This window comes from Legionella qingyii, from assembly GCF_003184185.1.
Genome location: NZ_QHJG01000044.1, coordinates 1 through 21,131 on the forward strand (window position 1 = coordinate 1; position 21,131 = coordinate 21,131).

Genomic DNA, 21,131 nt, shown 5'->3' on the forward strand with positions numbered 1-21,131 from the left:
CCAAGAAAAGCATCAAGTGAGCTCAATGGGAAAACAGTTAGGGACTCATTATCAAAAAAATAATCAAGAATTGGAGTACGATGCTCAATTACTCAAAGTAGGAATTGATCAAAATAAGGCTAAACCATTAAAACACAATGTTCACCAGCAATTGGATGAATCTTTTCAAAATCTTAATCAAGGGAAGGAGTTGATTAAGAAAGATCACCATGATCTAATGGACAAGAAGGAAGCCGCATTGAGAGAGGGGATGGTCAGAGCACAAAAGAATGTGATTTTAACCGAAAAACTACCAAGAACATGGGGACTTCATAATAAAGGAGAATAGGATGAATTATAAGGATTTAAAGTGTGCTATTGATGAGGATGTGGGTGCAATTACAGGTCTTCAACCCGATATTATTCCTGCTCGCTTTTATTATTGGAGTCTCTCGAAATTATTTTTAAATGGTCTCTTGATATTTTGGCTTATTACTTCAATCACGATTGCTTATGCAGGAATAGTTCATCCATCAAACGAAGGGCTCGCAAGAGAGGCTGCTTCTCAGGTGATTGGAGAATCAGTATTGATGGCATTTTTTATGAGTGCAGGTGCCATGTTCTTATTGTTTCAGGCACTTAATTTCTACATTCTTTTTAGGTTTCATTTGGAAAAAAGGCTTAAAACAGGATCTTTAGTTGTAAAAAAATTAAAACAGTTTTCGTACCTTTTTTTGGGGGTATTTGCTTTATTTTGTGCTCTATTTGCAAGTTATGGTGAATCTGCTGCAATCTTTATGTTCGTTGGATTTGCATTTTTTGGAAGCTTACTGGTTACCTATTTCCTAGTGAGTATGGAAATTAGTCGAATTGGTATAAGCACCATATTTACTCTAATCAACGAGTTTTTTCATAAAGGAAAAAAAATTGAGTTACCCTTGAGATAAACCAATAAAAAATCATTAAGAATTAATTTTAATCACTTTAAAGGCAGTGTTAGCTACTGCTTTGCCTAAAAGGTATAAGGAGAAAAACAGATGCGTGATGAGCCTAATTTCAAACACTATACTCGTGGTGGGCAAATTAGTTTCCATAATCTTCGCATGTGGGATCAAATTACTAAATCGTTAACCTTAATTTGCTTGTTGCTTTGGGTAGTGTTTACTGGGGTTATTATTTGGAGTATCACTTCTGTTGAAAAGCTACACCATGCATTTGCTTATTATTGGGCTCAATTTTTAAATGCTATTGGTCAAAATCATGTGTTTCATTTTTCTTTCCATGGAAAAACCTTCCAGCAAAATGTTCAGCAAATTCTTCATTATTCCTATTATCGTGATAATGCCAATGAGGTCATCAGAACTATGGGGCAATCGGCCTTAGTTGCATTTGGCATGGCATTTTTTATTGGAATAGGGTTTGCCATTTACTTTATTCGCCGAGGTAAAGAACAGAGTAAACATCAGTTTATTCGAGGAAGTCGAATCGATACACCAGCTCAGGTAAAAGAAATGATCCTAAATGATGCGGCACATTCCGACATTCATATTGATGATTTTCCTTTAATTCAAGGTAGTGAGGTGCAGCACCTATTAGTACATGGAACAGTAGGGACTGGAAAAAGCCAACTCATCATGAAGATCTTAGATGCTTTGAGAGCACGTGGAGATAGGGTCATTATTTATGATAAAGGGTGCTCTTTTATAACTCATTATTTTCGTGAAGACTGTGATATTGTTTTAAATCCTTTTGATGCACGTTGTCCTAATTGGGATATGTGGTGTGAAGCACCTCGGGATTCAGATTTTGAAAATATGGCAGAAAGCCTTATTCCTATGCATGGGGAATCTGATCCTTTTTGGGTGAATGCTGCCCGAACTGTTTTTGCATCTGTTGCATCTACCATGCGCCATGATAATGAGCGCTCACTTGATAAATTATTGCGGCTTTTATTAACTGGTGAATTTTCTACTTTAGAAGAGTATTTGCGAGGAACGGCTGCAGCCACTTTAGTCAGTGGTAAAATTGAAAAAACAGCAATTTCCATCCGTTCGGTAATCACGACTTATCTTAAATCATTGCAGTCTTTATCAGGTCTTGGGAAAGATAATAAGCCTTCTTTCTCCATTCGTGACTACATCCTTGATGAACATAGAAAAGGGTGGTTGTTTATTTCATCCAATGGAGAGCAACATAAAACTCTAAAACCACTTATGTCGATGTGGTTAGCCATGGCTTCCCTGACGCTTTTGAGTTTAACGCCAGATCGAGATCGACGTATTTGGTTTGTCTGTGATGAATTACCTAGTTTGCATAAACTTCCTTTACTTGGGGAGACGATCGCTGAAGTGCGTAAATTTGGTGGCTGTTTTCTTTTAGGGATGCAAAGCTTTTCACAGCTAACTAAGGTCTATGGTCAAAGTGGGGCTAGAGAAATTTTTGATTTACTCAACACTCGCTTTTTCTTCCGCAGTCCAAGCAGCGATATGGCGCGTCTAGTAGCTAGTGAGCTAGGGGAGGAGGAAATTGAAGAGTCTCGGGAAAATTATTCTTATGGTGCCAACAGCATCCGAGATGGTATTTCCTTAGGAAGTCAACGTGTGACTCGTCCTATTGTTGCATATCCCGAAATTTTGGAACTCAAAGATTTAACCTGTTTTTTGCGTCTTCCAGGCCCTTATCCAGTGACAAAGTTGCCTATTCAATTAATCCAACGTGATTCGCAAAGCTTAGGTTTTATCGAACGAAATGTACCTGAATCCATAACAGAGGATGTTTCAAGTGGGGATGAGGATAGTGAGTCCTTAGGGCAAGGTTTGGAACACAGCTCACAAAGAATGAAAGAACGCCAACTGATAGAATATATGGATTAGGGATAAAGATGCTTAGTATACAACCACTAAAATCAGCACAAGGTGCCGCAGACTATTATGCCGCTGCATTTAACTATTATGCAGGTGATGCAACAGCTATGCAGTGGTTGGGTAAAACTAGCTCACATTTTCAATTAAATGGGGTGATTGAAAAAGAACACATGTTGGCTTTGCTCGAAGGAAGGTTACCCAATGGACAAGTGCTGCAAAACCTAAAAGGGGAGCATCGACCTGGGTTTGACATGACTTTTTCAGCACCTAAAAGTGTATCCTTATTAGTTGGTTTAGGAGCAGCACCTGAATTAGTACGATTTCATGATGAAGCAGTTAAATATGCAATTGGTCAAATTGAACGTGAATTTGCCCAAACACGTGTTCGACGTGATGGTGAAATTTGTTATGAAAAGACGGATAACTTATTAGTGGCAGCATTTAGACAACCGAACTCACGGGCTAATGATCCTGCACTTCATACTCATTGTGTGACGATGAACATGACCTTTCACCAGGGAAAGATTCGTTCATTGGCCAGCGACCCCTCAAGAAATCATGGGGTGATTGAGCAAATCCAAAACAACGCCCATTATTGTGGATTGATTTATAGACAGCATTTGGCGAACTCGTTAAAAAAAGCAGGCTTTCCTCTTCGCATGGCTGGTGATGGTTTGTTTGAAATTGATGGTATTCCCGATGCAGTTTTGCGTGAGTTTTCACGAAGGCGAGAGGATATTGAGAAACATTTGGAAGAAAAAGGGTGGTCAGGAGCTAAAAGTGCTTCTGCTGCAACCCTTTTAACACGTCATGGGAAAGAGGATCAAGAAATGGATGTACTTGCGTTAGATTGGCAAGAGCGTGCTAAAGCTCTTGGATTTGACGCCCATCACTTTATCAAAAACCGCCATCAACATATTGAATCGCAAAACTGGTTTTCAGCTATTAAAGAGAAGCTCATTGCTTTAGTTAAAAAGAATAAACAACCCCCGGAAACAGGTGTGGCACTTGCATGTGTTCAGGTTGCTATTGAAACGTTAAGTCAGCGTACAGCAGTTTTTAGTGAACGTACTTTATTAAACGAAGCGATGAAACACAGCCTCATCTATCCTGAAGTCATCACCAAAGAAACGTTAATTACTGCAATTGGGCAAGAAAAAATAAACCAAAATCTGTATGAGGCTCAATGCCCTGAAACACGACAAACAGTTTTAACTACTCCTTGGTTACTTACAGTAGAAGCCGAAACCATTGCACGAATTGAAAACAATAAAAGGGCGTTATCCTCTATTGCATCAAAAGAACGACTGGAGTCTTTTCAGCGTGAGCGAAGTCAAATTTTACCTTATCCAATGACTGATTCACAAAAGCAATCAATGGTTGCCTTGTTAACTGGAACCGATCGCTTTTCTGCAATTCAAGGGTATGCCGGAGTTGCCAAAACCTCGATGCTTGCAGAAGCAAGGATGCTTATTGAGGAAAGAGGTTATCAGTTAAGAGGGATAACGGTTGCAAGCTCAGCAGCACATGAGCTGCAAACTAAAGCAGGTATTTCTACCGATGTATTTCCCATTGTGCATCAGGAGTTAAAAAAGGCACCTACGGCCTCTTTGTCTAAAACGGTATTTATTGTGGATGAAGCATCGATGCTTTCTGCACATCAAGGCCATGAGCTTTTAAAGCAAGTAGAACGAACAGGGGCTCGTTTGGTTTTGGTCGGTGATAAAGCACAATTACCCAGTGTTAATACAGGTAGGATTTTTAGTCTTACTCAGGAATATGGGATTGAAACGAATGTCATGGATGAAATTGTCCGTCAAAAGAATCAAAAAGCAAAAGATGCTGTAATTTGTGCAACAAAAGGGAATGTAAAAGAGGCTTTGGAGCATCTTAATGTGCAAACTCTAGGTACTCATGAAGAACGAATTCAGTGGATAGCAGATCATTGGTTATCGTTGATTCCAGAGGAGCGAGAAAAAACTCTTTTATTTGCTCCCACTCATGCAAATAGGGAGGCAATTACTCAAATTATTCGTGAAGGCCTTCAGAGTGAAGGGGTCTTAAAAGGTACATCACTTGAGCAAAAAGTTTTAAAAGCAAAAACGATTGAAGCGGTGCAACAGCGATTTGTTGCTTATTATCAAAAAGGAGATGTAATCCGTTTTAATCAGGATTTTCAAAAGGGGCGAATTAAGCAAGGGAGTTATTATACAGTCGGGACTATCACACAAGCACATCTTAGAGACAATGTTTTACCGATAGTTAATGAACAAGGAAAAGCAATTCAATTTGCGTTGAAGAACCTTCCCCATTACAAAACACATACGGCTCCTTTTGAGCGTGTCATAGAACTCTACGAAGCCAAATCACTCGAACTCTATGTGGGTGATAAAGTGATGTGGACACGTAATTTCAATAAAGACGGTATTCGCAATGGACAATGCGCCACAATTCAAGAAATTAATGATGAGGCAATTCTTTTTACTACTGCAGAGGGACAGTCTTTAACCCTTAAACAATCTCACTCTGCATTAAAACATCTTGATTACAGCTATGTGTTAACCAATTACAAAGTACAAGGGAAAGATGCTCCTTATGGAATTGGACTTATGGAATCTTATCATCGCTTTAGTGCTACTTTAAAAAATTTTTATGTGCAAATTTCCAGGGCAGTTCATGGTATGACCTTAGTCACCGATAATAAAGAAGAACTTATTGAGGCCATTCAAAGAAATTCAAATGAAAAGCCGGCTTCTCTTGATGTGATTTCAAGTAAGCAATTGATGAATCATGAAGATCGTTTTATGGGCAAGGCTCAATTATCAATCCAGTCTGTAATTGATAAGAAAATACTCTATGAAGCTAATCAGAGATTCGATCAATTACATCCTAAAAACAAAATTGAAGAGCTTTATTTCACCAAGAATAATAGCTACAACGAAAAGCCCAAAGAATCAATCAAGGAACTAGAACTATAATTTTGGAGATAAATCATGTCACGATTAACTATTTCATTACCTGATAATTTACACAATCGTATTTCATCACTAGCTATACAGCATGATGATTCGATGTCCAGTATCATTAATCGATTAATCCATGTTGGTCTACAGCACTGGTATGAGGGGCAACAAAAATCAAATCAGATTGTGGAGCAGCATTGTCAACAATTAATTATTCAAATGAATGCACTGATTAAAAATATGTCAGTAGAATTACTTAAGTTTAATCAAGAAGATTTTGAACAGTTGCAAAGGGCAGCGGTAGGGAAGTTTGCTGAATTAAGTAGCATGGCTACGAAGTGAGATATTGAAAGTTCATCATTGATTAATTATATCTTTGTAAGAACGAGCGGTCTTAGCAGCAAGCGATATCAGAATATAAATTAACGGTCATTGTAAAGGCGAGCAGAAATATTATGGCCAATAACACCTTTCCTTTAAATTTTCATTGCAATAAGTTCTTTAAAACTTAATGACTTGAGTAGTAGTTACAGTATTCAGATATAGTTTTGGAACATAATTTTCGGAAATCGAGCGATTTGTAAGATGGTGGGGGTTGGAAAGACTACACTATAAGAATATCTCAACGAGTAATGAGTTCTTATGAAAAATGTTCTTTTATTTAAAATTACTAAAGATGAATATTTAGATGACATCTTGGATGGTAATTTATTTATGAATACATATAACTTTTATAGAAAAACTGAGGAAAAAATTAATCGTGGCGATAAGCAAGAGGGAGTGGCATCTAGTTATCTAGCTGATTCTGTTAAGATTTCTATAACTAATTCTGAGGGAAAGCTTGTTCCGATTGGAGGCTTAATCAATAGAATTAATTTTATGTATCCCTTTGATCATCAAGTTAATATATTTTGTATGACCTTATTTGAACTTAATTTTTTAGAGGTGACAAATTTTAATTTTAAATTAGACAAAAGATTTTGCGGATTTGGTGATAAAGCGATATTAATTACACAACCACAAGAATTTATAGATAGAATTACAAAAAGTGTAAATGGAAAAAAATCTCCACCATGTTCCAACAAATTTTTTGATAAAGTAGATTATTTAGCTAATGAATATAGCGGACGAATAGGCTGCTTTTCTAAGCTCGAAGAATATGCATGGCAAAATGAATGGCGCCTAGCTATCTTAGATCCAGCTAGAATTGAATCTGAGCCTATTGTATTAAAAATAGGTAACATAGAATCTATATGTAGAGTATTTGAAACTGAATCACTCGCTAGGCATAGTGTTAAGGTTTCATTAAACGAGACTAGCCAATAGTGGAATTAATAGGTGGTTTCCCAAACGATGAAATATTACTAACCTAGTCTATTATTTATTAAAAAGATAAATAATTTTACGCAAGGAAAATGTCAATAGATAATAGTTTAATACTAAGGTACCCCGAAATTTCTAAAGAGTGGGATTGTATTAAAAATGACCCACTAACTCCTGGTGATGTTTCAAGCGGAAGCCAAAAAAAAGTTTGGTGGAGTTGTTCCAAAGGACACTCTTACAGGGCAACAATCGCCAACCGGACATATAGGAAAAGTGGCTGTCCTTATTGTTCTGGAAAAAAAGCGTGTAAGGATAACTGTTTCTCAACTTTGTACCCAGATATAGCAAAAGAATGGGATTTACAAAAAAATGAGAATAATAAACCAGAGCACTATACTCCAAAAAGTGGGAAAAAATTTTGGTGGAAATGTGATTTAGGTCATAGTTATTTATCTGCAATTAGAAGCAGAACTGCTGGTAGAGGGTGTCCTTTCTGTGCAGGAAAAATGGTATGTGCTGAGAATAGCTTAGAGAATTTATTTCCTGAAGTTTCTAAAGAATGGCATCCAAAGTTAAATGGCAAAAAGCGTCCTAGCAATTTTACCTATGGTTGTAAAGAAAAGGTATGGTGGTTTTGTGAAAAGGGGCATGTATATCAAACTGCAATATGTGAAAGAACAAGAAAGTCAGGTCCCACCTCATGTCCTTATTGTGCAGGAAAGAAAGTGTCTAAGGAAAATAGTTTATTAGCATTGTTTCCCGAAATAGCTAAGGAATGGCACCCTGACAAAAACCAGGGAAAGATACCTAACGAATATACAAAAGGGAGCGGACTCAAGGCTTGGTGGAAATGTCCCAAAGGTCATGAATATAAGGCCAGTATAGGGGCTAGAACAAGGGGGTCAGGTTGCCCAAATTGTAGTGGAGCCAAAGTATGTAAAGATAATAATATACAAGAACTATTTCCTGAATTAGCAAGCGAATGGCACCCTATAAAAAATGGAGAAGTTAAGCCTGAATTTTTTACAAGAGGTAGTAATTTTAAGGCTTGGTGGATATGTCCAAGAGGGCATGAGTATCAGTCTATTATTGGAGATAGAACTCGTGGTATTGGGTGTAAGTATTGTACTAACCAAACGTCAAAACCAGAGCTTAGAATTTTAACTGAATTGATGGTTGTTTTTGATGAAGTGATTAACCGAGAATCTATTGATGGGAGTGAAATTGATATATATATACCTGAATTAAAAATTGGAATTGAGTATGATGGGTATTACTTTCATAAAGGACAGAAAAAGACAAATAGAGACAATGAAAAAAACAAGGCTGTTGGCGACAGAGGCATTAAATTAATACGAGTTAGAGAGAAGCCGTTAAATAAAATAGACAGTTCAGATATTTGCGTAGGTAAAAATGAAATAACAAAAAAAGTTATAAATGAACTTTTGATAATCATAAAAAAATTAATACCCAATAAATTTCATCATAAGATTGATTCATACATAGGGAAAAACAAATTTCAAAATAGTATGACATTTAATCAATACCTATCTTATTATCCTGCCCCACTTCCTCAACACTCGTTGCCTGTTAATTATCCAGGGATTGCCCAAGAGTGGGATTACGAAAAAAACATGCCCCTAGTACCTGAAAGCTTTTCCTCTGGCAGTGGATTTAAAGTATGGTGGATTTGTCTATCTGGCCACTCATATGAAGCTACTATAGTTAAAAGGACAAATGGCCGAAACTGCCCTTTTTGCTCGGGAAAAAAAGTATCAAAAGAAAACTCATTTGCGTTAAATTATCCTTCTCTTGCAAATGAGTGGGACAATGATAAAAATGAGTTCTCAGTTGCTAAGTATACGAAAGGCAGTGGCTATAATGCCTGGTGGAGTTGCCTTCAAAACCACCACTATCAATCCCCAATAATTAGCAGAGTTCAAGGTAGCGGATGCCCTTATTGCAACAAAAGAGTAGTGACCAAAGATAACAATATTCAAATGATGTATCCAAATATAGCCAAACATTGGCACCCAACTTTAAATAAAGGCAAAAGTCCAGTTAGCTTTACTAAAACTAGTACTTTTAATGCATGGTGGAGATGTCCAAAAGGACATGAGTATTCTCGCTTAATAAGAACACAAATAAAATATAATGACTGCCCAAAGTGTACTAGCTTTGGAGTTTTATGCCCTGATGTAGCAAAAGAATGGCACCCTATAAGAAATGCTGAATTATCTTCTTTTGATTTTCAAAAATATAGTGGTAAAAGCGTTTGGTGGTTATGTCCTAAAGGCCATGAATACAAGACTGTTATTGCCTACAGGGCTGGCGGTAGTGGTTGCCCCTACTGTTCTGGTAATCAAGTGTGTTCAGATAATTGTTTTGCAAATAAGTACCCGAATTTGGCATTAGAATGGTCAGACAGTAAAAATGACTCTAAAACTCCGTTTGATTTTACCGCTGGTAGTAGTTATAAAGCCTGGTGGCAGTGTAAAAACAAACATATTTATCAGGCTGCTATTATTGACAGAGTGCAAGGCAATTCCTGCCCTTATTGTGCTGGTAAAAAAGCAAATGAAGATAATTCCTTAGCAGCAATATATCCAGCAATTGCTATTCAGTGGCACCCTTCTAAAAATGGTTCTTTATTACCTAGTCAGGTTACACCAGGGAGTGGAAAAGTAGCCTGGTGGATTTGTCCTCAAAACCATATTTATCAAAAAGTAATAAGGGATAGATGTCGGATAAAAAATAAAGACTATTGTCCACGGTGTAACAAGACAAGTGCTTTTTAACGGGTTTTAGGCTTTGTGTAGTGCTCACTAATTGAGAGCGCTAGCCTAACATAAATATATGATTATTTTTTATTTTGTGGTGATTAATTGGTGAATTAATGGTGAAATGGAGGCTGATTCCCTAATTAGATAGACGGATTTCTTTCACTAGACAATTCATCACGTATTCACCGGCATTTTTTTGCATTAAACATATAAAAATAGTTAAATATTATTATTAATCATGCAGATATAATGAATAATTTTATCGTGCGAAAGGTGTGTGTACTGTATATATAAGATAGATATTCTCATTGTCGATTACTTTGCAATTTTATCTACATTTGTTAATTATCATGAGCGCAACACAATTGCGTGTATGTGATTGGCTAAGTTTTCAGCTGATCATTCATGATCTTTGGGCATGTTTTTTTATTGCATTGATTACAGTTTCAGCGTGCTTTTCACTTTCATTAAATTCTCTTGGAAGATATTGATATTGTTTTAATGCAGAATTAATTGCATTGAGAATAATGTTTTCATTCTCAAGCTTTAGTTTTGGCCTATTGATTTTTATTAAACCAAACGCAGTGTTTGTTACATTATAATCACGTGCATAATGGAAAGGGATATTAGTGTAAATAATAGCATTGGGGAGGTTAGTGGGGTGTAGTTTTATAAGTTTATTATGTTCTTCTTGTATTTTTTTTATCTTTTCATTTTCAGCATATACATTCAGCTCTGGAAAATTCAGATCAACAAATATTAGGTAAGGTTGGTTTACCTCCTTTTCAATCGCATCTCTGAGTTTGTCGTACAAACGAATATTCTTAGCTTTCCCCTCTGTAGAGCCTAAGACATATTTTACATTACGTGTTTTTGCTTCAACTTGAACAGTAACCCCGGTTTGTATATGTGTCGCTTTACATTCAGTTACTTTCCCTACACCCAGGGTTTCATCAAATGGCTCTATGTTGAAACCAGCCCTTATCATAGTTGCCAGAACAAAGAGTTCGTATCTAGCACCATTAAAACCTTGTTTAGATTTTAATCTTGATATTAGTTTGTCAGTGATGTGGCCTTGATTATGTAAAACAAATAAATCGTACGCCAAATGTAAATAAGCAAGAGCGCTACCATTATGTTTTCTTGACTCAATCGGTTTGTTGGCGTCCATCACCGAACACTCACCATCGACTGCCCATGATAAAATTATGTGCCTTTCATTTTCCTGCTTTTTTAATTCATCATCAAACCATTCGTTACCTAGTGTAGTTTTTAGGTGTGAAGTTAAAAAATCTGCCGGTTCATCCCAATCTCCTTCTGGGGCATCGGATTGAATAAGACTACCTCCGAGAGCAACAAATCTTCTTCCTTGAAAAACTGAACTAACAATTTCAGGCGTGTAACCCATGTGATCATGGTGATATTGAGAACCAATTTTATGTTTTACTTGAAGCTCGTGAAACATTTGTTGTGTTTCTTTAGGTAAGTCATGAAAGTTAACAGTATTTTTTTTACCACAACAGTTTCTATATTTTTTTTTTGCTACCACAAGGGCATTTTCGATGGAGTCGAATAGTTGATTTTTTTTGCATTATGCAAACTCATCTAAAGATATAGGTCCATGATTATAGTGTGATTACTCACGAGAACATTATGGTTTATATTATCAGTATACTAATGATATAAAAGTAATAATTAAACTAGAAGATCTGTATTATACTTCTTCTGTTGTCTTATAAAATGACTTTTGAGCATTATCCATATTTAGAATTTGTTTCAATATATTGTCTATTCTTGTAATTTCAGACTTCCAGTCCCTAGACCAATCTTGTGACCAAATTCTCTCTATTCTCCATCCACGAGACTCCAACAGTTCCTGTCTAGTTTTATCACGATCACGAGCATAGGGCGTAGAATGAAATAATGCTCCATCACACTCTATTCCTAAAATAAAATTAGTTTGAATAACTGGATGATGAACTCCTAAATCGATATAAAAGCCACTTGATCCAATCTCAGCTGATACCTTATAGCCTAACTCTTCTAAACGGCGTTGGACATTTTTGCTGAATGAGCTTGTTTTTCGCGTAGTAATTGCACCGCCAATACCAAAGGAATCTAAGATAGCTTTTGCTTCAGGATAATTTTTATCATTGATTGCCTTTGCATATTTAAGATATCTTCCAAATAAAACCAAATCAGGGTTTTTTGTAAAATCTTTTTCTTCTGCTGGAATTAGATTTGGATCAAATGAGCAGAATACTTCTATGCTTTGTTTTGCACGAGTGATCGCAACATTTAGACGCCGCCCACCACCTTGTTTCGAAAGTGGACCAAAATTCATATACAATTTTCTACCTTGTGCAGAAGGTGCATATCCAACTGAAATGAGCACTAAATCTCTTTCATCTCCTTGAACATTTTCCAAGTTTTTCACGAAAAAAGGTATATCTGATTCGCCATCACTTAGCATTCTTGCTCTTTTTATATTATTTTTAAAACTTACATCAGAAAGTATTCTACGTTCGATAGCATCTTCAATTGCTAGCATTTGCGATTGTCCCATCGCAATCACACCCAAAGATTTTTCAGGATAAATTTGGAATAACAGAGCTAATCTGTCGACTAAGGCATCAGCCTCCACATTATTGCCTTCCTTTTGATTAAAATATGCATTATTTATTTGATGAAACTTAATAACTTCACCTTCAGTTAAATAATATGGGTTAGGGACTGCAATTAATCTGCCTCCATAAAATGCTCTATTTGAAAATGCAATTAGGGATTCAGAGCGGCTTCTATAATGCCATTCTAATATTTCAGAAGGATAAATTTGGGAAGCTAAATCTAATATACTTTGCGATAAATCCGATTCATTTTCATCGTCATCATCGTCAATAAATTCAATTGCTGAAAAGAAGTTTGTAGGGGGCATTTGTTTTGGATCACCTACAACAACCATAGAATTTGCTCTATAAATCGAGGGTATTGCATCTTCAACTCTTACTTGGGATGCCTCGTCGAAAATAATAATATCAAAAAGCCCCATTTCCATAGGTAGTATTTGGCTAATGCTTAAGGGACTCATTAACCAACAAGGCTTAAGTTTTAACATTGTAGAAAGTGCTCCACGCTCCATAATTTCACGTGGCGAAAGAACCTTACGTTGTTTGTTAGCTTCTTTCTTGAGTAAACTTAATCCTTCAAATTCCCCAACACCATTTCCCCATCTTTTGGAAACAGCATTATTTACGAATTCACGTGCAGAAAGTCGGTGTTCTGTTTCAATTTTTTTAAAGGATTCAATTTTTGTATGAAAATTATTTCGATCGAAATTTCTTAACCCAGGATATTGTGTAATGATTTCATCTATCCACCATTTGATCACTAAAGAAATAACGTATTGGTCCCAGGAGTCATCAATAGGAATGAGATTTTTAATTATTAGTTCTTTTGATAAATCACAATTAAAAGATGATCTTATGCTGTTTAAACATAAATCTATCTTATCTAATACTTCTAAATCTATCATCTTTTCAATAAGTAGATCATAATTATAATTTTCATTATCAGTATCTGAGACTAGTGGTTTTTCGAAATACTGATTTAGATTATCTTTTAACTTATCTAGTATCTCAATTTGCTCTTCCAAGTTAATTTTTGTCTGAGATAAGTCAGTAAATATTTTTTTAATTTTTATAGCAGATTGGCTGTTATAACTAGAGAGTTCAGGATTCGAGACTAAGCCTAATGTCCTCATGGCATCCCCGATACTAGTTATGGTTTTAAGTATTGGATTAATTGCATTGAAGGCTAGAATTATTTTTTCTGGATCTGACTCATTACTCTCTAATGGGAGTAACTTATTTTGAGTGATGGATTTGAATGATTTTATTGCTTCTTTTACTAATCGATATGATTTAAATGACTTATTTGTTCTATCCCAATTCGTTAGGAATTGACGTCTAAAACTCCTCATTCTCCAAAAATTTGGGGTGAACCAATCAAATACACTACGAGAAATAGAATAGTACATTTCAAGTTGTCGAATTATTTCGTCATCAGCGTTTTTATTTATCAAATCAAAATGAGACTTCTCGCTGTTAATTGTTTGTATTATTTCCTGGATTTCTTTTTGATATATCATTAAGCCAGATAAATCAGAATAAAACATGTCTGCAAATTCAAACCATTCAGAAGGTAGAGATAATTGACTTAACTCCATTAACTCATTAGATGAGGGGAGCGCTTCGATATTATTCACTCCAAGATCTTCAATCTGTATTTTAATTGCGGATATTGATTGTTCAGTGAGTTTAATTTTTTCGACCAAATCTGACATTACTTGTATAAAGCTATTGGTCAAAATAGTGTCATTTTTCCTATGAAGCCATGGATGATTAGGAATATCTTTCACTCTTGCGGCATACGCTTGCAGTTCGCTTAATTTTCCGCAAATGCTATTTAAGTCATCAAATGAATATCTTGCAAATAAATTGGCAAATTGAATATTCATTTTAACGTTTATTTGCTCAGAATGTAGTGTAAGTAACTCAGAAATATTCAATCCACTTGGATTGTGAACTGTTTCTAGTATTCGGTAATAATTATTGATTTCTGATTTAAGATTATCGAGTTCATTTGTAAGCAAATCCCATTGCTTTTCAGCTTGAGGATCATGATTTGCTTCAGCTAGTTCTAGAAATGAGCTATATAAGCTTTGTTTATTTAAATCGCTACTATGAATAAGTACTGATTGAGATACTAGGTTAGCTTTTTTTAATCGAGCATATACAACATCCAACGCGGCTCTTTTTTCTGAAACAAATAGTACTTTTTTACCTTTTGATATACCTTCTGCAATAAGATTTGTAATTGTTTGACTTTTTCCAGTTCCAGGTGGTCCTTGTATTACTGTTACTTTGCCTTTTGTTGTTTGATCTATAGCTCTATGTTGAGATGAATCAATATTTACAACAAAAAAATTATCTCGCTCTTTATAATCATCGAGAGCTTTTGTTCTTTCGTATATTTCACCTTTATCAGTAGGGATAGGTTTTCCGAGAAATAACTCTGATAAAATGGGATGCATTTCTGAATATTCAAAAATAGAGTCATAATCTCTAAGAAGTACAGTGCGGCTTGCATTAAGATGGTCTATTAAGACAATATCAATTAAATAAAACTGGTTTGCATTGACTTTGCTATATAGCTCATACTCTTTTTTCGAGAGAGCTTCTTCCAGGTTAACTGGAATCCTATCAACAAGTTCTCCTTCTTCATTTTTTACTATTTTAAAACGGGGAGGAATTTTGGGAAGAGCATCAGTAAATGATTCATCATGAATTACTGATTTACCATATTTATCTAGATAATTCTTAAACTCTTGTAAAGCATCGGATACCTGGTCAGATTCGAAGTGCTCTGGAAGCTTTATACCTAATTTTTGCCGAAGTGCAAGGCGTAATGATGGATTCAATTGTACAATATTATCTTCTAGCTTTAGACTCCATTTTTTTCTTTTATCCTTAATAACATCTACTGCAATTTTAAAAATTGGTGAGATTAATAACTCATCTTGCCTATAATTTGCGCTATCCCTCCAACAAAGAAATGGACCTAAAAGCCAAGCTCCAGGCATACCATATTCACGTCTAAACTTATCATCAGCAAGTCTTATTTTATCAAGTCTCTTAATTAAATCTGTGTTTTTAGTTTCTTCTAATAGAAGATGTTTAGTTAGATCAAAATCTGAGTTATTCATCAAGTCTTGGAATCTTGATGACATTGAGCGCATGGGTACAAATTTTTCTGAAATAATATCGTTATAAATATCTTCTGCTTTTGGAGCTTTTGATAAATTAATGCAATGCCCCCGACTTTCGCGATAATAAATTTCTTTATTTCTACGTGATAAGTTAGCTAAAAGGTCTCTATAACGTAAAATTTGTTTTTTAATAAAATCTAAAATTGACACAGCTTAATTTCCAATATTAATAGAAAATCCATTTCTACGCGATCAATCCCTTTATTAAGATTAAGGAGCTAGTAACGTTCAAGCAATGATGGTAAGGTACCGTCCTAAGATTATTTCTTAAATTAACCTTTTTTATCCAATACGATGTTTTAATTTATTCAGTGTTGATTAAAAATTTTTTGATTGTATATTAATGATCAAAAATCTTCCAATGAAAATCTAAAATTAATGCTGTTAGTAATATATTTAACCGTGATGAAAATGGGATTGCCTATTACGCCTCATTAGGGTAGTACCCTAGAAAATCAAAGGATGTTGAGGTATGAATAACTTTCATAAAAGAAACTTATTTGAGCGAATGAAATTTTAATTATTTTATTATTTGATAAATGCTTTGCGCTTAGCTTGATTGTCTCAATTTATAGTATTCCAAATCCGTTAACTCTTTTTCTAAGGTTTCTATATCCTCAATAAGTGTTATAGCTTGATCGCTTTCGATATTAATACCTTTATTATAAATGCTATCTACATCAAGCCCCATAGAGTTTAATCTTATTGAAAGAGGAGGATGACTATCTGTTGGGTGACTAGTATGTGTATTTCCTATTTCATTTTTCATGAAATCTTGTGGTATTTCTTTACATATTTGTGCAAAAAAAGTTGATATATTTATAATCTGCTTTCCTTCTGATAATACCTTTTCCATTTGTTGCTGAGTATAAAGCCAAACATATTGGTATATATGGGCTTTTAATAAAGCCGAACTCATTTCTTCTTTAGAAGATATTTTTATACCCACTGAGTCTGCATTTAACTCTCTCTTTCTACTAATGGCTTTCTCTGATTTTTCGAACGCTCCAATAAAAATATTCATAAAAATAAATGAAGGAAGCAAAGATAATTGCGCTAATCCTTGCTCATTATTAGAAGTATCTAACGATAAAATTGTATCGTTAGCTCGTCTATATATGGGATAAAATTTCCTACTCCATTTTGTATCTTCCCCTATAAAATGCCCCATTTCATGACCAAGGATAGCTAAAAACTCATTTTTTGAAAGCACTCTACAAAAGGGTAATGATATAAATAAACTCCTCCCCTGAACATTACCATCCAAACATAAAATATTTGCTTCTGTAACAAAAAAGGTCGGATCCATACCTGCAATGATTGTACTAGGTGCGTTAGTCCCCACTTTTTTTGCAACCGATTCGACAGTTTGCCATATAGTTGGATATTTTCTTTTGTCGAGTATCTTGCCAAAAACTTTAGCCTCCACATCTTTTATTGGAATAAATGATTTAATTAATACGTATATTGCAGTAATACCAGCAACTATTCCTAGACTTACAATCAACCCCAAATGGACTTTTTCAAAATAAAATGATTCAGCAAAATAAATACTAAAAATGAGGATACTTGCATTGGCGATTACCAATATTGCAGCTGAAATTTGTGACAACAATAAGCCGGGTTTAAATAAATAAAAAAGAATATTTCTATTATTTCTAGACAAAAAACCTAAAGTAAAAATTACGCAAAAGAGTAATGCAGTAAATGCTAAAGTTATTGATGAATAATATTTTAAGTTGTTTATTTGGTTGAATTCATCGCACACAGAATTTAATGCTGGATCCAGATCCTTTTCATTGCACAAAGTATTAAGTTTTAATTGATTTAAAACTTGCGGATTTTCCCTGATATCTATGCCCTTTTTATCCTTAAAAAGTTGAACAACTGTCTCTTCATATTGATTTTCATAACCATTTGAGACCATCCAACCAACTAAAACGCCTAAAACGGGTATTAAAGTGGTTAAAAATATAATGAAAATCCATTTTCTAAAATTATCCATCTAGCTCTCGCGGGCGGAGTATCTTAATTTAAATTTTAGACCAAATTAAAAACACTTTTCAGAAGTACTATAAAAGAGGGAGCACAAAATTTTTATTTGTCTGACATAGTAAGAAATTATCAATGTTTCCTAAATCTTAGAAAAAAAATAGAATCTTCGCCTACTGAATGTAGGCCCGTGTATTAAATTACACGTTAACCGAACTATTCTGTACTGGAGCGTTAAGCATTATCAATTTATTATTTTGATTCTCGTTTATTTTATAAACGATGTAGCTTATTAAAATGGTGGCGACTAAAAGAAGTAACTCAATTACTATCCACTCAAATAAATACATCTTAATTTCTGATAATGAATGAGGAGGATAGTAAGTATTTATTATGTGGCTTAAAATTCCAGCTCCAATAAATGATATCCACCATATCGGAATAATTAAGGGCGCGGACAAATTTTTCCAACTTTCGCCAGTGTTCGTGGCATCGGGTTGGCTTGCCTTCCATATTTCAGCCACCGCCTTAAATGGCCAATAAAGGCAAAGTAAGGGAATATAAAAACTCCATACGGACAAAGCAGGAGTAAACTCTAGCCCAGTAATACGTAAAGAAGATAAATTCTTGTTTGCCCTATATATCCATAAAGAAAAAGAAACAGCACATAAAATAAATATAATAACATTATACCTTGTCATGCTATCACTGAAATTTAATGAACTGATAAAATCTTGTCGTATAAGCTCTGAAGGACTACTAATGAGATTGTTTAGTAAATAAATTGAATACATATAAGATGATACTAACACAATTTTAAGTAAAAAAAACAAAGAGAAAAAAATTAGAACGGCCGTAGTAAATAGAGCATTAGACTGATAGGTTGTTCCTTCAATTCTCATCTCCAAACTCCATAGTATATTACAGTCAGCAATAAATGGTGTAATAAATATAGTATAGTTAAAAAATAAGACTTTAATTTTAAACAAAGATAAAAGAAAACTTTATGAACATAGGAATTTGCCGACTCTGCAATCAAAAGGGAGAGCTGAGAGAAAGTCATATAGTGCCAAAATTAATTTTTAGATGGCTAATCAGAACTTCAGCAACAAGCTATCTACGATTTGGAACCCAGATAAATAAACGCGTTCAAGATGGTTTGAAACTTTACTGGCTTTGTTCTGATTGTGAATGCAAACTTTGTACATGGGAAACATATTTTTCTAATAAAATTTTTCGTCCTTTACGTCATGTAGATCATGTAAGTTACAATAATAATTTTTTAAAGTTTGCAGTATCGCTTTCTTGGCGAGTATTGAAGTACTTTCAAGAGTTAGGAGGATTAAACGACTTCGATGACAAAATAGTAAAGGCGTCAGATCAGGCTTTGTTAAATTGGAAAGAATTCCTCTTTAATAATAATAAAAATCCTGGAGGGTATGAGCAACATCTTTATAATTTCATAGGGGAAGTAAGTTCCGCACATAGTGAGTTACCTGTAAATATTAATCGTTATCTACAAAGATCTGTTGAAATAGATGTACAAGCAAGTAAAAATATTGCCTTTGTATACACTAAGCTACCCGGGTTATTGTGTATAGGATATATAAAGCTAAATGATTCAAAGCCATGGAGAAAAACAAGAATATGTGTTCACAACGGTAGAATTGAGCCCATGGAATATTCAATTCCATTAGAGCTTTGGGATATTATTAAACAAAAAGCTGAGGAATCGCAGGTTTTACAAAAATCAATTTCAGAAAAACAGCAAGATAAAATTAAACAGGATTATCTGGATAATATTCAGGAAGCTAACAAATCAGGAACTATCGAAGCATTATCTAAAGACATTAATCTATTTGGAATAGACTTAGTATTTGGTAAAAAATAAACTAATATAATTTTAAATCATCAGGTAATGCTTCTTGAGCAAGACCTTTAATTAATTGATATGGTTCATCATAAGCACATTTTTCATTAACTACTATAGAAAATTGTGAAAGTAGTAATTCAAATGGTTCTGGATGAAGTCTTTTACCCATAGGCTTGCAGCCTACTCCTAGATATGTAGGAAAAACTCTATCTAATCGAATAATTGAGTTTGGTTTCTCAGGATTATTGGATTCAGGTAAGCAAAAAAATTGAGGATAGTGTAACGCTCGAATACGAGCGACTAAAATAGGTCCAAAGGTTCCGGGTTGCAACATCGTAGAAATGCTGAAAAAAGGCGCGACCAAATAACTTGTTTTTTCTAATTGTGACGCAAGTCTTCTCTGTTCAGATGAGCTTATAGAATCCATATTACTAGCTTGTATAGCAGATAAAATTATAACGGGTCTTTTTTTTCCTTTCGAAATTATTAATTCCTCAGTATCACCTAAATTCAACTTTTTTATTGGCAACCGTTCACGACTTGTAAAATGTACACTACTCATTTGTTTTATTTCAAAATTTGTAACACAATGTTCATCGGGGGTAGCTCTTTCAATATCCAGTATTCTTGTTACTTCTTCTACATTTGGAGTTGGCACCCAATAAATACTTCCAGGTTCTGGTTTTGTGCTTGGTGTATCTTCAAGGAATGTACTAAATACTTGCAGTATACCCATAATTATTCCATGTTAAGTTAATCACTTAAAGTTGCTTGGCCTTCTAGCCCTGTATCAAGAGGTTCTTCATCTAACATGTTTAATCCCTCGTAATAAACTTGATCGTAGGAGCCATGAGCTATAATACTTTTCTGTGTCCTAATATCAATAAGTATCCGAAGTTTATTACGAGCCTCTTTTATTGCTTTAGAAGAAATTTTTTTCATTTGTATAACACGATAATCATTTGGATTTTTCTTAATACAATTGGTGAAGTTTAAAATATCTCCTGGACGAGCATTTCTCATTGGATTTGTTTTAAAATAGACATAATCAAGTAATTTAGTTAAATTTTGCTGATATCTTTTCATGTCTGCTTGAATTCTTGACTGTACAGAGACAGATACTTTCAAATCAGCCAAATTTTCTGTTCTTTGATAATCAGTAATTTTATAAAGCACGCAATCTTTACCGTTTTCTTGAGATGTTGAAGGGATCGTAATAATTTTTTTCTTTGTTTCTAATGTATCTATATCCTTCATAACATTTGTTGAGAAAGGGCCATAATGCAAAAATTTCCATTCCCAATTTGGGGTAGTCTTTCCCTGACATTCTTCTGCCAAATATACTTCTAATAAATATAAATATTTAATTAAAGAAGTTTTCAGTAATGGTGAGATACCACAATTATGCGCCTCTTCTAGAATACCTAGGATTAACTGTTCATTATTCATCTAAATTAAACTTTATCTGCATTTATTAATTATTATACATTACTTGTAATAAGTAATTCCAAAAAATAGCATAAGAAG

Annotated in this window: 13 protein-coding genes and 1 pseudogene; 8 read left to right on the top strand and 6 right to left on the bottom strand. The window is 34.4% G+C overall.

Annotated elements, in window-relative coordinates; genetic code table 11:
* From DGG96_RS18535 to DGG96_RS18565, 7 genes and pseudogenes are all read left to right on the top strand, one after another.
* Nucleotides 1-328 (top strand): annotated as a pseudogene (locus DGG96_RS18535) (conjugal transfer mating-pair stabilization protein TraG); the annotation flags it as partial.
* A 1-nt stretch (nt 329) separates the two neighbouring features.
* Nucleotides 330-926, top strand: a complete 597-nt coding sequence (locus DGG96_RS18540; protein WP_110143750.1) for a hypothetical protein — start codon at nt 330-332, stop codon at nt 924-926.
* A 90-nt stretch (nt 927-1,016) separates the two neighbouring features.
* Nucleotides 1,017-2,852, top strand: a complete 1,836-nt coding sequence (gene traD, locus DGG96_RS18545; RefSeq protein WP_110143749.1) for a type IV conjugative transfer system coupling protein TraD — start codon at nt 1,017-1,019, stop codon at nt 2,850-2,852.
* A gap of 8 nt (nt 2,853-2,860) precedes the next feature.
* Nucleotides 2,861-5,821, top strand: coding sequence for a MobF family relaxase (gene mobF / locus DGG96_RS18550; RefSeq protein WP_110143748.1), 2,961 nt, complete (start codon nt 2,861-2,863; stop codon nt 5,819-5,821).
* A 15-nt stretch (nt 5,822-5,836) separates the two neighbouring features.
* Nucleotides 5,837-6,148 carry a hypothetical protein gene (locus DGG96_RS18555; protein WP_110143747.1) on the top strand — a complete coding sequence of 104 codons (312 nt, stop codon included), beginning with the start codon at nt 5,837-5,839 and terminating at the stop codon, nt 6,146-6,148.
* Between the two features lie 300 nt (nt 6,149-6,448).
* Nucleotides 6,449-7,132 (top strand): hypothetical protein, encoded by a 684-nt coding sequence (locus DGG96_RS18560; RefSeq protein WP_110143746.1) that lies wholly within the window; start codon nt 6,449-6,451, stop codon nt 7,130-7,132.
* Nucleotides 7,133-7,221: 89 nt separating this feature from the next.
* The gene (locus DGG96_RS18565; protein WP_110143745.1) at nt 7,222-9,927 is read left to right on the top strand and encodes a zinc-ribbon domain-containing protein; all 2,706 of its coding nucleotides are present in this window, start codon (nt 7,222-7,224) and stop codon (nt 9,925-9,927) included.
* Nucleotides 9,928-10,315: 388 nt separating this feature from the next.
* On the opposite strand, the gene DGG96_RS18570 is transcribed toward DGG96_RS18565, so the two are convergent.
* From DGG96_RS18570 to DGG96_RS18585, 4 genes are all read right to left on the bottom strand, one after another.
* Nucleotides 10,316-11,461, bottom strand: a complete 1,146-nt coding sequence (locus tag DGG96_RS18570) for a hypothetical protein (RefSeq protein WP_127059491.1) — start codon at nt 11,459-11,461, stop codon at nt 10,316-10,318.
* 165 nt (nt 11,462-11,626) lie between these two features.
* The gene (locus DGG96_RS18575; RefSeq protein WP_110143743.1) at nt 11,627-15,889 is read right to left on the bottom strand and encodes an AAA domain-containing protein; all 4,263 of its coding nucleotides are present in this window, start codon (nt 15,887-15,889) and stop codon (nt 11,627-11,629) included.
* A 400-nt stretch (nt 15,890-16,289) separates the two neighbouring features.
* Nucleotides 16,290-17,744, bottom strand: coding sequence for a M48 family metallopeptidase (locus tag DGG96_RS18580; protein ID WP_110143742.1), 1,455 nt, complete (start codon nt 17,742-17,744; stop codon nt 16,290-16,292).
* Nucleotides 17,745-17,931: 187 nt separating this feature from the next.
* Entirely contained in the window at nt 17,932-18,633 is a 702-nt protein-coding gene (locus tag DGG96_RS18585) for a DUF4328 domain-containing protein (protein WP_110143741.1), read from the bottom strand.
* A 104-nt stretch (nt 18,634-18,737) separates the two neighbouring features.
* Between DGG96_RS18585 and DGG96_RS18590 the strand changes: the two genes are divergently transcribed.
* The gene (locus DGG96_RS18590) at nt 18,738-19,622 is read left to right on the top strand and encodes a hypothetical protein (RefSeq protein ID WP_110143740.1); all 885 of its coding nucleotides are present in this window, start codon (nt 18,738-18,740) and stop codon (nt 19,620-19,622) included.
* A 1-nt stretch (nt 19,623) separates the two neighbouring features.
* Here the strand turns inward: DGG96_RS18590 and DGG96_RS18595 are convergent, their stop codons facing one another.
* On the bottom strand, nt 19,624-20,340 hold the full coding sequence (locus DGG96_RS18595; protein ID WP_110143739.1) for a hypothetical protein: 717 nt from the start codon (nt 20,338-20,340) through the stop codon (nt 19,624-19,626).
* Between the two features lie 17 nt (nt 20,341-20,357).
* A complete protein-coding gene (locus DGG96_RS18600) occupies nt 20,358-21,053 on the bottom strand; it encodes a hypothetical protein (protein WP_110143738.1) in 696 nt (231 codons plus the stop codon).
* Between the last annotated feature and the right edge of the window lie 78 nt (nt 21,054-21,131).